Raw genomic sequence first — 17,654 nt, forward strand, 5'->3', positions numbered from 1 at the left:
TTATTTCAAAGCATTTAATACTTGCTCCAACGAATACTCATCTTGCACCAATACTTGACGGGCCTTACTTCCCTCAAACGGGCCAACAATACCGGCAGCCTCCAATTGATCCATCAAACGTCCGGCACGATTATAACCGATAGCGAATTTACGCTGGATCAAAGAAGTAGAACCTTGTTGCTGAATCACGATCAAACGAGCCGCCTCGTCAAATAAGGGATCTCGATCTGATAAATCGACTGCTCCCGAAGCTGATGCCTCCCCACCTTCCGGCACATAGTCCGGAAGCAAATAAGCGGTTTGGAAACCAGTCTGCTCACCGATATAATCCACGATATCCTCCACCTCGGGCGTATCTACGAAAGCGCACTGCACACGAACCGGCTCTTGTCCCGCCACGACAATCAACATATCGCCCCGTCCGATCAAACGGTTAGCGCCCGGAGCATCCAGAATCGTACGTGAATCGATCATAGAAGCAACCTTAAAGGCAATACGGCTCGGAAAGTTACTCTTGATCGTACCGGTAATCACCTTTGTATCCGGGCGTTGCGTAGCCAAGATCATATGGATACCTACCGCACGGGCCTTCGCCGCAATACGAGAGATAGGCAACTCGATCTCACGTCCGGCCACTGCGATCAAGTCGGCAAACTCATCCACTACCGCCACGATATAGGGTAAGAAGCGATGTCCCTTCTGCGGGTTCAACCGCCGTTCGATAAACTTAGCGTTGTATTCCTTTATATTACGAACATTCGCGTTCACCAGTAAACGGTACCGGTCTTCCATCTCGATCACCAACGAGTTCAATGTAGCGACAGCGTCAGCTGGCTCCGTAACGATCGGCTTCTCCGCATTCGGAAGTTTCGCCAGATAATGACGTTCTATCTTGGAATAGATACTAAACTCAACCATTTTCGGGTCTACCATCACGAATTTCAACTCCGATGGATGCTTCTTATATAATAAGGAAGTGATGATCGCATTTAGACCGACAGACTTACCTTGTCCCGTAGCACCGGCTACCAATAGATGCGGTGTCTTACAAAGATCGAACATGAACACCTCGTTCGTAATCGTCTTACCCATCGCCACAGGCAACTCATACTTACCCTCAATGAATCGGCGTGAAGCGATAACAGATTGCATCGATACCGTCTGAGGATTCTTATTCGGCACCTCGATACCGATCGTTCCCTTTCCGGGCATCGGGGCGATAATACGGATCTGCAAAGCGGATAAACTCAAGGCGATATCATCCTCCAAGTTCTTGATCTTAGAAATACGGACACCCGCCTCGGGTACAATCTCATAAAGCGTAACCGTAGGTCCGACTGTCGCTTTGATCGAAGCGATCTTTATATTGAAATCTTCCAAGGCTTGCTTGATCAAGCGTTGGTTTTCCGCCAATTCGTCCCGATTGATCTCCATGCTCCCACTATCATACGCTTTCAGCAAGTCCAAGGTAGGGAATACATAACGGGAAAGATCCAAACGGGGATCATACGTACCCAAGGCCGAGGCATCGTAGGTCTCATCATTACCGGCGGCAACTTCCACCGTAAATCCGGCATCCTCCTCATTCTCTGACTCCGGGGTATTTATCTCATCTGTTTTTTCGTTTATCGGATCGTCGTCACCTTGAGCGATCGTAACTACTAAATCATCAGCAACAGCGACCTCTTCGTTCTTATATTCCGGTACTGTTTTACGGTTTTCTTTCCCTTCGGCTTTCAACAATTCAGCCTCCGTATCGAACTCCTCATACTCATCCATTTCCGGTTGTTCATCCGGTTGCTCTACGACAGGCTTAGAGCGAGGAATTACATTATCCTCCTTTTCCGTCTGATCGACATCTACCTCGCCTTCACGTTTCAAACGATCTTTCACCCAACCTAAAGAAAATACGCGCTGTAAGAACGGGATTGTCTTCTTACTGGTAAAAATAGCGATGATTAAGAATGAGCCTAATAAAAGCAAGATCGTACCGGGGATTCCGATATTGGTAATAAACATCTCCGAGATGTAATATCCGTGTTGACCGCCTAGATAAATAAACGTATCCTCATATCCCTTGATAAATATAAAAGCAAAAAACACAGATCCCCAGATCAACGCCGAAGCGCTAAACAAAAAACGCCTCAACAAGGATACTTTATTTAAGTTCATGAGTTTCGCCCCAACCGATCCCAAGAAAAAGAGGATCATAAAAGAAGAGATACCGAACCAACGATTCATCAACAGATCAGACAAATACGCCCCGCGTACGCCCGTCCAATTCTCTACCGATCCTCGATTGGTCAACAAATCCCCTAAAGGAACATTCTCTATTTTACTTTGATCGGCGGCTCCTGTAAAGAAAAACGAAATCAAGGCAAGCCCTACGTAAATGGTTAGTATAGAGATAATCAAACCTGTAATGAAACGGGTCCGTTCATTTGTAAAAAAAGTCTTCAAGGCTGCGAACCAGCTCGGCTCTGTATGATTTTGCTTCGTTGTTGTTGTCTTCTTTGCCATAAATAGTTTCTCAATAATTCTTTTATAACACGCAAATGTACATAGAAAAATCGAGTCTGACGAACCTTTGAAAAAAAGACGTACGTGTTTTCTGAAAAACATGTACATGTTTTCGCGGAAACACGTACATGTTTTTGGGGATAGATTTTAACGGCATTAAATAGATCTGTGCATCTCATGTCCTTCTACATAGATCGCACTATAAGGACGAGATGGACAAAGGTACTCGCAAGCACCACAACCAATACAAGTTTCCGTATTGATCACCGGGATCTTTAACGACTTTGGATCTGCCGGATCTTTCGCCACCATCTGGATCGATTTTGTCGGGCAATGGCGTTCACAATTACCACAACTCATACCGTCCGTATTGACAATACAAAGATCTCTTACCCATACGGCATGACCGATCTGTATAGCAGATTTATCTTCTTTCGTAATAGGTTTGATCGCTCCCGTCGGGCAAACCTCCGAACATTTCACACATTCCGGACGGCAATACCCTCTATCGAATGCCATCTTCGGCTGCATCAGTTTCATCAGATCCGTAGACGGGCGCAGGACATGATTCTCGCAGACAGATACACAAAGCTGACACCCCGTGCAATGTTGCGCCAGATTCCCGATACTCAAAGCTCCGGGAGGAACCAATGGCGCCAAACGATTCGGCTCTTTACGTTCTTTAATCGGCGCAAAGCCTCCGTCTTTCTTCATCTCCACATAATCCTCCAGTTTTTTCTGCTGGGCATGTAAAACGGAAGACATGGCTACCAATGCCGTAGCCGACAAGGCTCGACGGCGGGAAACATCCGTAGTGTCCTTCGTTAAGGATTCTTTTACCGAAGTAACTTTATCAGCCTTGCGTGCCCTCGTATACGAAATCGCACCTTGACGGCAATTATCCAAACAATCCATACAAGTCACGCAACGGCTATAATCGACCGCATGATTCTTAGAATCGATACAGGAAGCCTTGCATTTACGTGCGCATAATCCGCAACCATTACATTTATCGGTATCAATGCGAGGTTTAAGTAAAGCATACTTCGACAAAAAACCGAGAACCGTACCCACCGGACAGATCGTATTACAATACGTACGTCCATTTCTCCAAGCTAAAATCGCCAATATGACAAAGCTCAGAATAGCGATTCCCATCGTAGCCAGACTACGCACCCATACGTCCACCGAATAGAATGCGTAACTATCCATACGTTCCGCGAAATAGGCCAATAGATTGTTGCCCTCTTGATAGATTGGCGCAAATAAATTAGAAGCGATACGCCCATAAGCGCTATAAGGCGAAATCAACGCTACCAAGGAACCGATACCAGCGATACAAGCCAATATAAAAATAACCAAGGTTCCATAACGCACCCACTTCAATGCGGGAGAATAGGAAAAGCGGTATTTCTTCCGTTTACTAGCAAACCACGAAATGATATCTTGCAATACCCCTAAAGGGCAGATAACGGAGCAATATACACGCCCCAATAAAAGAGTCAAGATTATCAACCCTACCACAACACCGACATTCAAAGCCAACAACGCAGGCCAAAACTGTATCTTTGCCAACCATCCGAACCAAGCGTGAATCGTACCCGTGAAATCAAGAAATAACAGGGTTATCAGCACAAAGCAAAAGGTGGCGGCGAATATTCTTATTTTTCGTAACATAATTTTCCGTTTGTTTAAAGGTTAACCATTCACTTTCAACTCTTCCACGAATTTATCGATACGCTGCATCTCTTTGGGGATATCGATACCCTGCGGACAATGAGGATTACATTGCTCACACCCTGTACAATGGTTCGCTTGACGCAACTTTGGGACACTCCGGTCATAACCGACTAAGAAGGCACGACGAGCTTTCGCGTAATTTTCGTCTTGCGCGCTTTTCGGAACATTTCCTTCGTTCACACATTTATTATAATGTAAAAGAATGCCCGGAATATCCAACGCATATGGACAAGGCATACAATATTTGCAATCATTGCAAGGTATTGTCGGATATTTCATCATAAGCTGGGCCGTCTCTTCCAAAAAGTCTTTCTCCTCGTCCGTTACCGGAATAAGCGGGGAATAGGTACGGATATTATCTTGCAAATGCTCCATATACGTCATGCCGCTTAACACCGTCAAGACCCCATCCGGAGAGCCGGCGAAACGAAAAGCCCATGAAGCCACGCTATTCTCAGGCCGTTGCTGTTTCAAACGAGCAACGATATGATCCGGAACATTCGATAAGCGACCTCCTAATAGCGGTTCCATGATAACCGCCGGAATACCTCGCTTCTCTAATTCGCCATACAGATAATCAGCGTTTACGTTACGCCCCGAGGCATGTTTCCAGTCCAGATAATTCAGCTGGATCTGAACGAAATCCCATTTCACGCCCATATCCAACACATAATCAAACACTTTTACATCCCCATGAAAAGACCAACCTAGGTTACGGATACGTCCCGCTTCCCGTTCTTTCACCAAGAAATCAAGCATTCCATTATTTATATAGCGGTCATTGAAAAGCTCGATACCATTCCCCCCACCGATAGAGTGAAGCAAATAATAATCCAGATAATCGGTTTGCAAATCACGGAACGACTGCCGATACATCGCCAACGAGTTTTCTCTCGTATAGTTCTGGAAGTTTGACAGTTTAGTGGCCAAATAATAGGAGTTCCTAGGATGGCGTGCCAATGCGATACCGGTCGCTTTCTCGGACATACCTTGTACATAAACAGGAGAAGTATCAAAGTAATTCACCCCATGTTCTATCGCATAATCCACTAAACGATTCACGGCTTCTTGATCAATCTGGTCTTTACCGTCCGATCCTTGTTTCAAGGGCCAACGCATACAACCATATCCTAAAATAGAAACCTTATCGCCATTCGTAGGATGTTGGCGATAGGTCATTTTATCGGTAGGAACCTCACCTAACGCCACAGCCGCCCCCGGCTCATTCTTGGGAGCGCAACCGTAAAGCGCCGCCGAAGAGGCGACAGCCCCACCCCCAAATACCTTCAAGAATTTACGGCGATTCATCTCTTGAGGGTTCTCATTCTTTCCACATGAACTCATAACTCGATCGGTTTTTTTATCCTAATTAGTATATCCAACATTAGTCTATCATTAACATTCCTTCTATTAATTGCACAAAAATAATAAAACAGGAAATATATAGGAGAGCAATCCCCGACTAAAAAGAATATTCGGGACTTTATCACGAAAAAAACGGATTTTTGTTGTATTTTTGCGAATTGTTATCAAGAATGATTAGACGAACAGGCACATGGAAAAAGAAGAAAATCCGATATACGAGCGCAACACGCTAGAATTTGTTACGGTAGCACTGGAATATTGTACCTTTGTTGAGACCGCCGGAAATACCGGGCTTTTCGACTTCGTAGATAAGGCGACAAAACTTTTGCCTCTTTTATACTTAAAGGCCAGCCTGTTGCCCGAAGTGGAATCTGAAGAGGAAACCGAACTCGAGCTTTCCGTTTCAGAAGACATGTACGAGTCGGTTCGTTCACGGATAGCCGGTTTGCTTGGCGAACGAGATTCCTATCTGGAAACATTTCATGCGGATATGCGGTATAGCGATACTCCTATCGCAGCGTTTATTTCCGAGAACTTGGCTGATGTCTATCAAGATACAGGAAATTTCGTATCTTTATTCCGTCAAGGAAACGAGGAAGTTATGCAAGAGGCTATCGCTTTGTGCCGCACGAACTTCCAAGAATACTGGGGACAGCAATTATTGAATGCCTTGAAAGCGTTGCACGCTGTGCGTTACAGTGGTGATGAGGATTTGGAAAAGAATGAAGAGGAAGAATGATACAACAATTTATACATACAATTGCTAAAGAGGAAATAGCGAAACTTACCGTAGAGGAATTCAAGGGACGTATCATTACGATCCTTAGTAAAGAGGAGGCAGACAAGGCCGTAGAGTACTTGCTGCGTTTTCCGATCGTTGGTTTTGACACGGAGACCCGTCCCAGCTTTAAGAAGGGACAGCGTTACAAGATCTCATTGATGCAGATATCAACGGATGATACTTGTTTCTTGTTCCGCTTGAATCATATCGGTATACCGGAATCTCTGGAGAAATTCCTAAAAAGCAGTTCGACCTTAAAGATCGGGTTATCTTTACGGGATGATTTCGGGGCGATACGGAAGCGTTCGGATATAGAACCCGCTAATTTCCTTGATTTACAGAATTACGTAGGCCAGTTCGGCATCGAGGATGCCAGCCTGCAAAAGATATATGCGATACTTTTCCAAAAAAAGATATCAAAAGGACAACGCCTCACGAATTGGGAGGCGGATGTATTGACAGACTCACAAAAGAAATATGCGGCCCTCGATGCTTGGGCCTGCCTAAGAATATATAATTTATTGAATCAAGCATAAATGGAGTATTGTAAAGTTTTTCTCAAGCCTAAGAAAGAAGAATCGCTATTGCGTTTCCATCCATGGGTATTTTCCGGAGCGATCCAATCTGTTGAAGGCGATCCGGAAGAGGGTGACTTGGTAGAGGTATACGGAGCGAACCAGCGTTTTTTGGCGATCGGCCATTACCAAATCGGCAGTATCGCCGTACGTGTGTTATCTTTCACCCCAATCGCCATCGACGATGCTTTTTGGGTTGAACGTATCCGTATCGCTTACGAACTCAGAAAGACCTTGCGGCTGGCTGGGGTAGAAAATAATAATACGTTCCGCCTGATTCACGGCGAAGGCGATAACTTACCGGGATTGGTGATCGATATGTATGCGCATACGGCGGTTATGCAAGCACATTCGGTAGGAATGCATTATGCCCGTCATCAGATCGCGGAGGCTTTGAAAGCGGTATTGGGCGATACTTTACAAAACATCTACTATAAATCGGAAGCGACTTTACCTTATAAAGCGAATTTAGGTAGCGAAGATGGTTACTTATTCGGAGGCGAAGTGGAAGATATCGCTATAGAAAACGGACTGAAATTCTGTGTAGACTGGCAGAAAGGCCAAAAGACAGGTTTCTTCGTGGATCAACGGGAGAATCGCTCTTTGTTGGAGTATTACGCAAAAGATCGCTCCGTATTGAATATGTTCTGTTATACGGGCGGTTTCTCTTTCTATGCGATGAGAGGAGGCGCTAAGGTGGTTCATTCCGTAGATAGTTCGGCGAAAGCGATTTCTTTGACGAAAAAGAATGTCGAGTTGAATTTCCCGGGAGATCCCCGTCATGAGGCATATGCGGAAGACGCGTTTAAGTATTTGGAAAAAATGGGAAGTAATTATGATTTAATCATATTGGACCCTCCTGCGTTCGCTAAACATAAGAATGTACTACGTAACGCCTTACAAGGGTATCGCAAATTAAACGCGATCGCTTTCGAGAAGATCAAGCCGGGAGGAATCTTGTTTACCTTCTCCTGCTCACAGGTTGTCAGCAAGGAAAACTTCCGTTTAGCTGTATTTAGCGCCGCCGCCCAATCCGGCCGTAGCGTTCGTATCTTGCATCAATTAACCCAACCCGCAGACCATCCGGTGAATATCTACCATCCGGAAGGTGAATATTTAAAGGGATTGGTATTGTATATAGAGTAAAATAGATATTAAGGGTGAGAAATTGAATATTATTTTCACCCTTAATTTATTGTCTCTAAATCCATTTTCATTTGCTGAATTATTTTCAAAAGAGAAATTAAGTCTTTATTCACAACCGCAAAGATCTCTTCCTCATCAATACGATGATACTCATGAGCTATAATATCCCTTAATCCCATAATAGCAGTCCAAGGTATATCTGTATATTTTATTAAATAACTATGATTAGTTTTATTATCAATAGTCTTGACACTTTCTCCAATAAAAACCAACTGCATACAGATGCCACTTAAAATGAACATACCATCTTGACTCAAAAGGAAATCATCCGGACAATTTATCTCCCCCGATTTACTCTGTATTAAGAGAATCGAATTTTCTATTCGATCTAACAATGAGCCAATCCGTACCTTATCAAACATAAATCAAATCATTTTCGACATTTTGTCCAAATACACTATCAACAAGTTGTTTGCGAAGACGAATGATATCGACTCTACATCCAAACAAAGACTCTAACTCTTGTTTCATTCGGCTACGTAATAATAGATTAGCTTCCCCTTCGTAAGCAATATCTACGTCACTCTCCTCTGTTTGTTCATTTCGCACGACTGAACCAAAAAGGGCCATACGAACAATGCCATAATCTTTAGCCTTATTTTGAAAATAGCCACGTAGCAATTCTATACACTCTTTTTGCGATCTCATAGACAAACGTTTTACTTTTTACACAAAGAAAAATAAAATCTTCCTATATTCCAAATTATTACATAATTGATAAATACAATCCAAATCTACTAATATCCCGGATTCTGTATCAAATTAGGATTCAAGGAACGGACTTTATCGGGAATTGGGAAAACGGTGGTATAGCCATTCGATTCATGGGGCAATTGAGGGCGATCCGTATAAGGGCGGGTAAACTTTCCAAAACGTACCAAATCCTGCCTCCTCCAGCCTTCCCAAGCCAATTCCAGTTGACGCTCAGCCAAAATATTTTCTAATGTCGCCTTACGAGGTAACATTCCCACACGGAAACGAACGGCATTCAACTCTTCATCCCCATTCTCTCCATTACGAACTTTCGCTTCCGATCTCATTAACAAGACATCCGCATAACGGAATAATACGATATCATTATCCGATAGCTTTCCATCTTTCGTCCCCATCTTATCGATCTCGTATTTCTTCATGCGGGCACCCGCCGTTTTCTCGGCAGGCAACCTAGACAAATCCAACCTAACCTCTAGAGGTAAATATACCAAAGGAGTCCCATTATCTAACCGAATCGTATCACCATTGAGGTCAAACATCGTATCGGCGTAATAATTCTCATAAAACCGGGTATCGACCGAGTCCGTCCCATACGCAAATACCCGAAGGGCCTCTATCGTAGCGCAAGAGCCGTTCTCTCCCCCCAATCCATATGCTTTGGCATGATTATAGTGACGGGAGCGGAAAAGATATTGCATTTGGCTCGTATATAAGTTCTTATCCATCGGAATCGTGAAAATATTCTCTCCGGACGATTCATTAAATACAGAAAAATTATCCGCATAGTTCGGAGATAAGCTATAGTTTAAGTCCGTTATTGAATCACAGTACGCCACAACCGTTTGCCAAGCGTTCAACTTCCTCTCGCCTACCCTAAAATAGATTTCCCGTCCATTCGGACGCAGACCATCCGTCCAGTCGTTATCCGTAAACACTTCTGCGTTTAAGGCCAACTTCGCCAATAAAAAATAAACAACCGGTCTCGTAATCCTTCCATAATAATCGCCGGGCGAATTACTATGCGCCGTACTCAATAACAAAAGGGATTCTTGTAATTCTTTTACAACAAAATCAAAGACCTCTTTCCGGTCACTCTGCCGCACGTCTTTCACCGGAATGGAAGAAGAAACGATAAGAGGGACACGGCCAAACATATCGACTAAATAATAATAATACATCGCACGCAAGGCACGAACCTCCGCCTCATACCGATCTAAATCGTTATAATCCGTTTTTTGCCGCAACTCGCCTAATATCTCTAAAGATTGATTGCTTAATACGATTACTTTATACAGATATTCCCAAGTAGCTTGGATAGCGTCACTATTCGTTCCCCACTTATGCAAGAAGAGACCTTGCCAGAAACCACCGTCATACCAGTCGCCGCCACGAGTCGGGAGCATGGCCTCGTCAGTCGTAAAGGTATTCAAGTCGTAGACACCCCGGTACGTTCCTTGCAATCCTTGGCTATCGCTATAACCTCCGATATAATTATATAAGGAAGCAACCGTATTCAGATAGACATTCTGAGGGGTATCGTACGCATCCTCCGGATAAAGCTGATCACGAGGGTCCTCTTTCAGATAGCCATCGCACGACGATAACATCAAACCCGCAAATATATAGGATAAAATAGAAAGCTTTCTCATACGAACACCTTTTTAAAAATTAAAACTCAACCCCATCGTATAGGAACGAACCACCGGATAAGATCGCTTATCGTCTATACCTAACGTATTATTTACGATAGAGCTATTTATCATCGGAGTCAATCCCGAATAACCTGTAATTGTCGCCAAATTATTTACGGAAACCGAAAGCCGTACGTTTCTTACATATTTCCTTAAATTACCCAGAGGCACGTTCCAACCCAACGTCAAATAATCAAAATTGATATAATCCCCTTTCTCCAACCAATAATCCGTAGCCGTCTGATCTTGAATATTCAGGGATGGAGCTTCTCGCAACACGTTATAATCCGGGAATATATCCATATTCATATAAGTTAGCGATGTTCCATTATAAATCTTATGCCCAAAGGCTCCGTTAATCTGTACTGATAGATCGAATTGTTTATACCGGAAACTGATATTAGAGCCTAAAAGTGTTTTCGGCATGGCTTGTCCCGCAATATAACGATCCTCACCATCCTCCAAACTCACCCCGTTTCCATTCAAGTCCTCAATCTCATACTTATAGCCGCCATTCCCATCGGAAACCAAACCTGTACATTTCGGTAAATAAAAAACACCCAAAGGCTGTCCGACCATTTGATAAACGATATGATTATACCCTCCATGGAAACCAGCCCCATTTAAATCCGAGATGCTAGTATATTCCGGGGCGGACATATATTCCCCTTTATAGTAACCGCTCAAGGAGAGCAATTTATTCCGTTGGAAAGTTACGTTTACGTTTATATTCAATTCCATATCTTTCGTACGCAAGGGCGTGACGCCAATACCCAATTCCACGCCACTATTTCGCATCGATCCCAGATTCGCCAACATTTTATTATAAGCGAAAGGCGGAACGCTTACATCGTATAAATACAACATATCATCCGTCTTGGAATTATAATAATCTACGGCAAGAATAAAACGATTGTCGAAAAACCCGGCATCGATACCGGCATTGAACGTACGTTTTACCTCCCATTTCAAGTCCGGATTCGCATTACGGATCGTACCCAAGGTAACGGTGGGCGCACCATTTACGGAAACAACCCCATTAGGCTTCATCAATCGCAAAGAATTGTAAGAATCGATCGCGTCTTGATTACCGGAAAGGCCATATCCCAAACGAATCTTTAAATTCCTTACCCACGAGATACCTTCCATAAACTCCTCTTCGGTCAACACCCAAGCGACAGAAGCCGAAGGGAAAAATCCCCATTTATTATTGGCCCCCACTTTCGAGGAGGCATCCGCTCGAGCATTCACGGTAGCGATATACTTTCCATCATAAATATAATTCACACGTCCAAGGAAAGATGCTAGATGAGGAGCCTCATAGTAAGAACCGGTCCCCTCCCATAAACGTACCGCACCTGCCTGTAAATTATCATAACCAAAACGATCGGTACTGAAATTCGTCGCAGTCGTATAAAAACCTCTCGTTATCATTTTCTGAGCTTCCGCCAATCCCAATACATTTAGTTGATGCAAACCAAAGTCTTTTTTATAGGCCAACATGAAATCTCCCAATAAAGATTCTGTTTTCCGCTCCCCCCGATAAGCCTGCCCATGCGCCCAAACCGAAGTAGGGAGGTATTGGGCGTTATCTATTACATTATAAGTATACGAACCGAAAGCCGTAAACATTAAATGCTTACTCAAGTTAAAAACCAGTTTTAAGTGCGTATTTATATGAGCATTCGAATCATCATCCTTCACCTCCAACCAAGCCAAAGGATTCGTGATCTGGCTAGCGTTGGTTATTTGATCCCAGCTACCCGTCTCCATATTCTTATGATTCGGAAATGTCGGGTTGAAAGTAGCGGCGGAATAGAACATCTTCTGTACATCATTTAAATAAGCATTTTTCAGCAAGGAACCAAATATGCCTAAATCAAAGACCAGAAGATCATTGAACGCATGCTGCGTAATATTCAACTTGGTCGTAAAATTACGTGAGTTCGTATTTCGGATAACCCCTTCCCTTTCCACAAATCCCAAGGAGGCACGATAACTGGAAGTCTCCGAACCACCCCCAAAAGCGATATGATGATTCTGCACCAACCCTAACCGGGTGATCTCATCCTGAAAGTCCGTATTATTCCCTAAATCTAAAATACCGATATTACGTTCCTCCGCCAGTTTCCGGAAACCATTCGCCGATAACATATCCAAACTTTTATAAGCCGCCTCCACACCGAAACTCCCATCATAACTGATACTAAAAGCTCCCTGCCGCCCTTTCTTAGTCGTTACCTCGATAACACCGGAAGCACCACGAGAACCATATTGAGCAGTCTCAGAGGCATCTTTCAAGATCGTGAAGTTCTCGATATCCGCCGGATAGATCGAGCTAAGCAAATTAAGATCGGCAAAAACCCCATCAATAATCACCAACGGATCATTACCTCCCGTTAAGGAAGTTGTACCCCGGACCCGGACGGCAGCCAAGGCAGCGGCGCTATTTCCTCCAACCGGGATACTAACGCCGGACACCCTTCCCCGAAGAGCGTCCAAGGGTGTAGAGATCAATCCCTCATTCATTCCCCCTTCATTCACCCGGTTTACAGAACCGGATAAAGTACTGCGATTGCCCGTAGCATATCCGACAGTGATCAACTCATCTATCAAATTGGAGTCCGACAAGAGAGGCTTGATCGTATCCGGCAGAAGCGGCAGCTCCTGACCGTAGCCGTAAGAGAAAGACAAGGCCCCGCACAGAAACAAAAACAGGACTTTTCGGATATATATAAGAACTTTCATAAGTACGTTGGATTTAAGATTAATAACCCATGTAAATAAAACTTCCCTCGGTTAAGTTTTGTTCGCACCCAAGATACAACATTTCCTCAAGATCTTAAAAATAAAAGCGTACCAAGTTGTCAAGAAGCCTCGACAAGGCTTTAGCGATATTTAATAATGTCCCTCAAAAATATATACGGAAATATTTCTTTATTCCGTAATAGATTGTACCTTTGCCATCGTTAAAAAACATAGCGTATTATTAAGTAATAACATACTAAAACTTATTTATTATGTCAAAAGTAACAGTTGTTGGTGCCGGAAATGTAGGCGCTACTTGCGCAAATGTTCTTGCCTTCAATGAAGTGGCAGACGAAGTTGTAATGCTAGACGTAAAGGAAGGCGTATCCGAAGGTAAAGCGATGGATATGATGCAGACCGCTCAATTGCTAGGTTTCGATACTAAGGTTGTAGGTTGCACAAACGATTATGAGAAGACAGCTAACTCTGACGTTGTAGTTATCACTTCTGGTATTCCTCGTAAACCGGGTATGACTCGCGAAGAACTGATCGGTGTTAACGCTGGTATCGTTAAGAGCGTAGCTCAAAACATCTTGAAATACTCTCCGAATGCAATCTTGGTAGTTATCTCTAACCCGATGGATACAATGACTTATTTGTCATTGAAGTCTTTAGGCTTGCCGAAGAACCGTATCATCGGTATGGGTGGTGCTTTGGATAGCTCTCGTTTCAAATATTTCTTATCTCAGGCTCTAGGCTGTAACGCTAACGAGGTTGAGGGTATGGTAATCGGTGGTCACGGTGACACTACAATGATTCCGTTGGCTCGCTTGGCTACTTACAAAGGTATCCCTGTTAGCAAATTGTTAAGCGCAGAGAAATTGCAAGAGGTTGTTGCTTCCACAATGGTTGGTGGCGCTACATTAACTAAATTGTTAGGTACTTCTGCTTGGTATGCACCGGGTGCTGCTGGAGCATTTGTTGTTGAGTCTATCATTCACAACCAAGGTAAGATGGTTCCTTGCTCTGTTTACTTGGAAGGTGAGTACGGTGAATCTGATCTTTGCATCGGTGTTCCTGTTATCCTTGGCAAGAACGGTATCGAGAAGATCGTTGAGTTGGAATTGACAGCTGAAGAGAAAGAGTTGTTCGCTAAGAGCGCTGCCGCTGTTCATAAGACTAACGAGGCTTTGAAAGAAGTGGGTGCACTTTAATTTGAATTTCTATTAAAGCGATAAAAGAGGCTGATCCTTCGGGGTTGGCCTCTTTCTTTTTATGTGGATACGGACAGTTACGACGGAACGAAGATAATATTCGTATTTTTCAATCTTTGAAGATACATACGTATCTCCATTGATTTATTTCAAAAGATCACGGTAAAGCATTTATGACAAAAGTACAGTTTTTGTTTGAATATGAAAAGCCTTCACTAGTTCAATACGAGCTTCACTAAGTTTATTCGTTTCATCCTAAACCGGTAATTACTGCTTCAACTTTCCAGCCTCATTTAATACTTTCAGGAAGTTGCTCCAAGCTTTCTTTATCTTTTGCATGTTTTCGTCCCTTTCCTCTTGGTTCCTTACCTCATTTTGTAGAACATCTACAACAGGATATCCATCATATAAATAATATCTCTGATAATCCCCTAATAAGACTGGGGCATTATAGATAACGGAACTTATCGAAGAGATACTGCCTACCGTGAAGTGACCGTTTCCAGCTATCCGGAATTCAACCTTCTCATTGCCTCGCACGTCTTGCTTGATAGAAATATTCTTCTCGAAAACGATTTCTTTTGTAACTGAATTAAAAGATTTGATATCATCCGGGACTTTGATCACTTGTCCGGTAGTAGCCGTATCAAAATTTTCCTCATCATTATCGCAAGCGCAATAACCGATGAGAAATACAGACATGATAAGATATAATAAAAATGACTTTTTCATATTAAACCTCCTTTATTGGATTTCATTGCGTGTTGTCTTATTAGTAAGACACTTAAAAAGAGACAAATGCTGCACGTTTACCATTATTTAACAAACATTATTAACCAAACCGTCCTTCCATTATATAAAAAAAGCCGGAGGAAATGATTTCCTTCGGCTTTTACCTATCGTTTGTTATTGGTATTTATTTGAGAATACCTAATTTAGACTCACCAACGAAATCTATAATATGTTGGATCTCCTTACTCATCGGAACCTGATCCTTTATCATTAACAAGGCATCCGTAAGGCTGCTGTTTCCTTGGAAGATGATCCGGTACGCATGACTGATGTGCTTGATAACCTTTTCACTGAATCCCTCATGAGACATGATGAAAGAGTTCACGCCATAATACGTGGTAGGCTCTTGAGCCGCTACGATAAAAGGAGGTATATCCTTACGGAAACGACAGCCGGTTTGAATCATCGCCCAAGCCCCAACCCGGGATCCTTGGCTCATCAATACATTGCCTCCAAAGATCACATAATCTTCCAAGATACAATTTCCGGAAATCTTACTACCATAGCCGAATACACTACGGTTTCCGATCTGCGTATCATGAGAAACATGTACCCCCTCATGCAAGAAATTACCATTACCGATACTAGTACGTCCTTCCGCTGTCGAGGAACGGTTAATCACCACATTCTCACGAATCACGTTGTCATCTCCGATTACGGCAATCGTATCACCTCCCTTATAAAAGAAATCCTGAGGCTCAGCAGCGATAACAGCTCCGTTAAATACACGGTTGCGATTTCCCATGCGTGTACCGCTCATCAAGCTGGCATGAGGCATGATCTCGCAATCATCCCCGATCTCCACGTTCTTATCAATGTACGCAAAAGGATGAATCGTAACGTTCTTCCCGATCTTTGCGCTTGAATCTACATATGCTAATGGACTAATCATAACTTTACTACATTTAAAGGTTATTATTCTCTACCACCACCGATGGCACTGTATAAACTGACAACCGCTTGCATACGTTGCACATTGTCGGACACTTCCGTCAACTGAGCGCTCAAGAGGCTCTGCTGTGCGGAAAGGATTTCCAAATAAGTAGATTGAGCCGACTGGAACAAGGCGCTGGTATAAGCCACCGCTTTCTCTAGCTGCTCGATCTGCGCTCTATCTTGGACAAGCTTCTTGCTCGTGGCATCATACTGATGTAAAGCATCACTCACCTCCTTACCTGCTTCCAGAATTGTCTGCTGATAATTCATTTGAGCGATCTTCTCTTCTGCCTTCGATACCTTCAAGTTAGCGACCAACTTACCATTGTTGAAGATCGGTTGGGCCAACGAAGCCAAAGCTTGAAACATAAATTGGCCCGGATTGGCGACAGAGATGCCTGAACCATTCGTCCAGCCTGCTGTCGCCGTGATATTCAATCCCGGATAAAAAGCGGCACGGGCTTTGTTCGTCGTATAATAGGCACTAGCAAGTGTCATCTCCGCGATCTTCACGTCCGGACGATTCTCTAACAATTGCAAAGGCACACCCACCATGATATCCTCCGGCATTACTTGTTCCTCCAAAGTACCCCGATCAATCTGTTGAGGGGCCTTAGCCAATAACACGGACAATGAGTTTTCCACGCTACGCACCTGGCTCTCCAACTCGATCAACGAGCCGGAAACCTGATGGTAAGCGGCACGCATTTGCGTCACGGCAGCCTCGGTAGCCATACCCGCTATCTTCATAGCCTCCATGACACGAACATTCTCTTTATAGATATCAACCGTCTTAGCGGTAATTTCCACCTGCCGATCAAGCATCAACAAGGTATAATAAGTATTCGCTATACCACCGATCAATTGAGAGCGCACGGCCTGTCTTGAATACTGGCTCTGTAAGTAGGAAGCTTTTTGGCCACGGCTCGCGTTCAAAAGCTTTCCGAATAGGTCAACCTCCCAGCTAGCGGCCAAAGGCGTTGAGTAAGCCTTTACGTATTCGCTATTTCCAATCGATGTAATCGTCCCTTGGGGAGCGAAATTAATAGAAGGCAAGAAAGACAGACGGGCGGAAGTCAACAATACTTTCGCTTCCTCTACCCGAAGAACGGCTGCCTGCATATCTACATTATTGGCTAATCCCTCCTCAATTAACGCCTGTAACTTCGGATCACGAAAAACTTCCTTCCAAGGAAGGTTTCCCATATTGGTCGTATCCGCGGAGGCTAATGTATCAGTCTCGGAAACCGGATCACGATAAATTCCCGTCGCATCGATGGAATCCGGACGCTCGTATGCCTTATAGATATGGCAACTGCTTAACAAAGCAGTCGCACATACCATATATATAATTTGTTTCTTCATTGTCATC

At 43.6% G+C, this 17,654-nt stretch carries 14 protein-coding genes; 4 read left to right on the forward strand and 10 right to left on the reverse strand.

The annotated features are described in order from the left end of the window. The 3 genes from DW205_RS08405 to DW205_RS08415 all read right to left on the reverse strand — a co-directional run bounded on the left by DW205_RS08405 (window position 1) and on the right by DW205_RS08415 (window position 5,604). Window positions 1-2,520 (reverse strand): DNA translocase FtsK, encoded by a 2,520-nt coding sequence (locus tag DW205_RS08405; RefSeq protein WP_005865166.1) that lies wholly within the window; start codon window positions 2,518-2,520, stop codon window positions 1-3. Window positions 2,521-2,676: 156 nt separating this feature from the next. After that, window positions 2,677-4,197, reverse strand: a complete 1,521-nt coding sequence (locus tag DW205_RS08410; RefSeq protein WP_005865161.1) for a 4Fe-4S binding protein — start codon at window positions 4,195-4,197, stop codon at window positions 2,677-2,679. A gap of 21 nt (window positions 4,198-4,218) precedes the next feature. Next, a complete protein-coding gene (locus DW205_RS08415; RefSeq protein WP_005865158.1) occupies window positions 4,219-5,604 on the reverse strand; it encodes an aldo/keto reductase in 1,386 nt (461 codons plus the stop codon). A gap of 211 nt (window positions 5,605-5,815) precedes the next feature. Here DW205_RS08415 and DW205_RS08420 point away from each other — a divergent pair, with 211 nt between their 5' ends. From DW205_RS08420 to DW205_RS08430, 3 genes are read left to right on the forward strand one after another with little or no spacing between them, the layout of a single operon-like run. Continuing rightward, window positions 5,816-6,364, forward strand: a complete 549-nt coding sequence (locus DW205_RS08420) for a DUF5063 domain-containing protein (RefSeq protein ID WP_005865156.1) — start codon at window positions 5,816-5,818, stop codon at window positions 6,362-6,364. Next, window positions 6,361-6,942, forward strand: coding sequence for a 3'-5' exonuclease (locus DW205_RS08425; protein WP_005855416.1), 582 nt, complete (start codon window positions 6,361-6,363; stop codon window positions 6,940-6,942). Before DW205_RS08420 ends, DW205_RS08425 begins: the two co-directional genes overlap by 4 nt. Continuing rightward, window positions 6,943-8,127 (forward strand): class I SAM-dependent rRNA methyltransferase, encoded by a 1,185-nt coding sequence (locus DW205_RS08430; protein WP_005865154.1) that lies wholly within the window; start codon window positions 6,943-6,945, stop codon window positions 8,125-8,127. 41 nt (window positions 8,128-8,168) lie between these two features. On the opposite strand, the gene DW205_RS08435 is transcribed toward DW205_RS08430, so the two are convergent. The 4 genes from DW205_RS08435 to DW205_RS08450 all read right to left on the reverse strand — a co-directional run bounded on the left by DW205_RS08435 (window position 8,169) and on the right by DW205_RS08450 (window position 13,340). Beyond that, entirely contained in the window at window positions 8,169-8,549 is a 381-nt protein-coding gene (locus tag DW205_RS08435; protein ID WP_005865152.1) for a DUF86 domain-containing protein, read from the reverse strand. Further along, a complete protein-coding gene (locus tag DW205_RS08440; RefSeq protein WP_005865150.1) occupies window positions 8,542-8,835 on the reverse strand; it encodes a nucleotidyltransferase family protein in 294 nt (97 codons plus the stop codon). Before DW205_RS08440 ends, DW205_RS08435 begins: the two co-directional genes overlap by 8 nt. Window positions 8,836-8,924: 89 nt before the next feature. Beyond that, complete coding sequence (locus tag DW205_RS08445) at window positions 8,925-10,550, reverse strand: RagB/SusD family nutrient uptake outer membrane protein (protein ID WP_005865148.1); 1,626 nt, start codon at window positions 10,548-10,550, stop codon at window positions 8,925-8,927. Between the two features lie 12 nt (window positions 10,551-10,562). After that, window positions 10,563-13,340, reverse strand: a complete 2,778-nt coding sequence (locus DW205_RS08450; protein WP_005865146.1) for a SusC/RagA family TonB-linked outer membrane protein — start codon at window positions 13,338-13,340, stop codon at window positions 10,563-10,565. A 272-nt stretch (window positions 13,341-13,612) separates the two neighbouring features. Between DW205_RS08450 and mdh the strand changes: the two genes are divergently transcribed. Then, window positions 13,613-14,554, forward strand: a complete 942-nt coding sequence (gene mdh / locus DW205_RS08455; RefSeq protein ID WP_005855409.1) for a malate dehydrogenase — start codon at window positions 13,613-13,615, stop codon at window positions 14,552-14,554. A gap of 267 nt (window positions 14,555-14,821) precedes the next feature. Here the strand turns inward: mdh and DW205_RS08460 are convergent, their stop codons facing one another. The 3 genes from DW205_RS08460 to DW205_RS08470 all read right to left on the reverse strand — a co-directional run bounded on the left by DW205_RS08460 (window position 14,822) and on the right by DW205_RS08470 (window position 17,653). Beyond that, a complete protein-coding gene (locus DW205_RS08460; RefSeq protein ID WP_005865144.1) occupies window positions 14,822-15,286 on the reverse strand; it encodes a hypothetical protein in 465 nt (154 codons plus the stop codon). Window positions 15,287-15,470: 184 nt separating this feature from the next. After that, window positions 15,471-16,238, reverse strand: a complete 768-nt coding sequence (gene lpxA, locus DW205_RS08465; RefSeq protein WP_005865142.1) for an acyl-ACP--UDP-N-acetylglucosamine O-acyltransferase — start codon at window positions 16,236-16,238, stop codon at window positions 15,471-15,473. 23 nt (window positions 16,239-16,261) lie between these two features. Further along, window positions 16,262-17,653: a TolC family protein gene (locus DW205_RS08470; protein WP_005865140.1), complete on the reverse strand. Its 1,392-nt coding sequence runs from the start codon at window positions 17,651-17,653 to the stop codon at window positions 16,262-16,264. Between the last annotated feature and the right edge of the window lies 1 nt (window position 17,654).

The organism is Parabacteroides sp. AM17-47 (genome assembly GCF_003434625.1).
Classification (GTDB): Bacteria; Bacteroidota; Bacteroidia; order Bacteroidales; family Tannerellaceae; genus Parabacteroides; species Parabacteroides distasonis.

What these genes read in the sequence shown, in the direction of transcription:
- DW205_RS08415 (WP_005865158.1), bottom strand. Translation starts at nt 5,604, where the DNA reads ATGAGTTCATGTGGAAAGAATGAGAACCCTCAAGAGATGAATCGCCGT.
- DW205_RS08435 (WP_005865152.1), bottom strand. Translation starts at nt 8,549, where the DNA reads ATGTTTGATAAGGTACGGATTGGCTCATTGTTAGATCGAATAGAAAAT.
- DW205_RS08440 (WP_005865150.1), bottom strand. Translation starts at nt 8,835, where the DNA reads ATGAGATCGCAAAAAGAGTGTATAGAATTGCTACGTGGCTATTTTCAA.
- DW205_RS08450 (WP_005865146.1), bottom strand. Translation starts at nt 13,340, where the DNA reads ATGAAAGTTCTTATATATATCCGAAAAGTCCTGTTTTTGTTTCTGTGC.
- DW205_RS08470 (WP_005865140.1), bottom strand. Translation starts at nt 17,653, where the DNA reads ATGACAATGAAGAAACAAATTATATATATGGTATGTGCGACTGCTTTG.
- DW205_RS08420 (WP_005865156.1), top strand. Translation starts at nt 5,816, where the DNA reads ATGGAAAAAGAAGAAAATCCGATATACGAGCGCAACACGCTAGAATTT.
- lpxA (WP_005865142.1), bottom strand. Translation starts at nt 16,238, where the DNA reads ATGATTAGTCCATTAGCATATGTAGATTCAAGCGCAAAGATCGGGAAG.
- DW205_RS08445 (WP_005865148.1), bottom strand. Translation starts at nt 10,550, where the DNA reads ATGAGAAAGCTTTCTATTTTATCCTATATATTTGCGGGTTTGATGTTA.
- DW205_RS08430 (WP_005865154.1), top strand. Translation starts at nt 6,943, where the DNA reads ATGGAGTATTGTAAAGTTTTTCTCAAGCCTAAGAAAGAAGAATCGCTA.
- mdh (WP_005855409.1), top strand. Translation starts at nt 13,613, where the DNA reads ATGTCAAAAGTAACAGTTGTTGGTGCCGGAAATGTAGGCGCTACTTGC.
- DW205_RS08410 (WP_005865161.1), bottom strand. Translation starts at nt 4,197, where the DNA reads ATGTTACGAAAAATAAGAATATTCGCCGCCACCTTTTGCTTTGTGCTG.
- DW205_RS08405 (WP_005865166.1), bottom strand. Translation starts at nt 2,520, where the DNA reads ATGGCAAAGAAGACAACAACAACGAAGCAAAATCATACAGAGCCGAGC.
- DW205_RS08460 (WP_005865144.1), bottom strand. Translation starts at nt 15,286, where the DNA reads ATGAAAAAGTCATTTTTATTATATCTTATCATGTCTGTATTTCTCATC.
- DW205_RS08425 (WP_005855416.1), top strand. Translation starts at nt 6,361, where the DNA reads ATGATACAACAATTTATACATACAATTGCTAAAGAGGAAATAGCGAAA.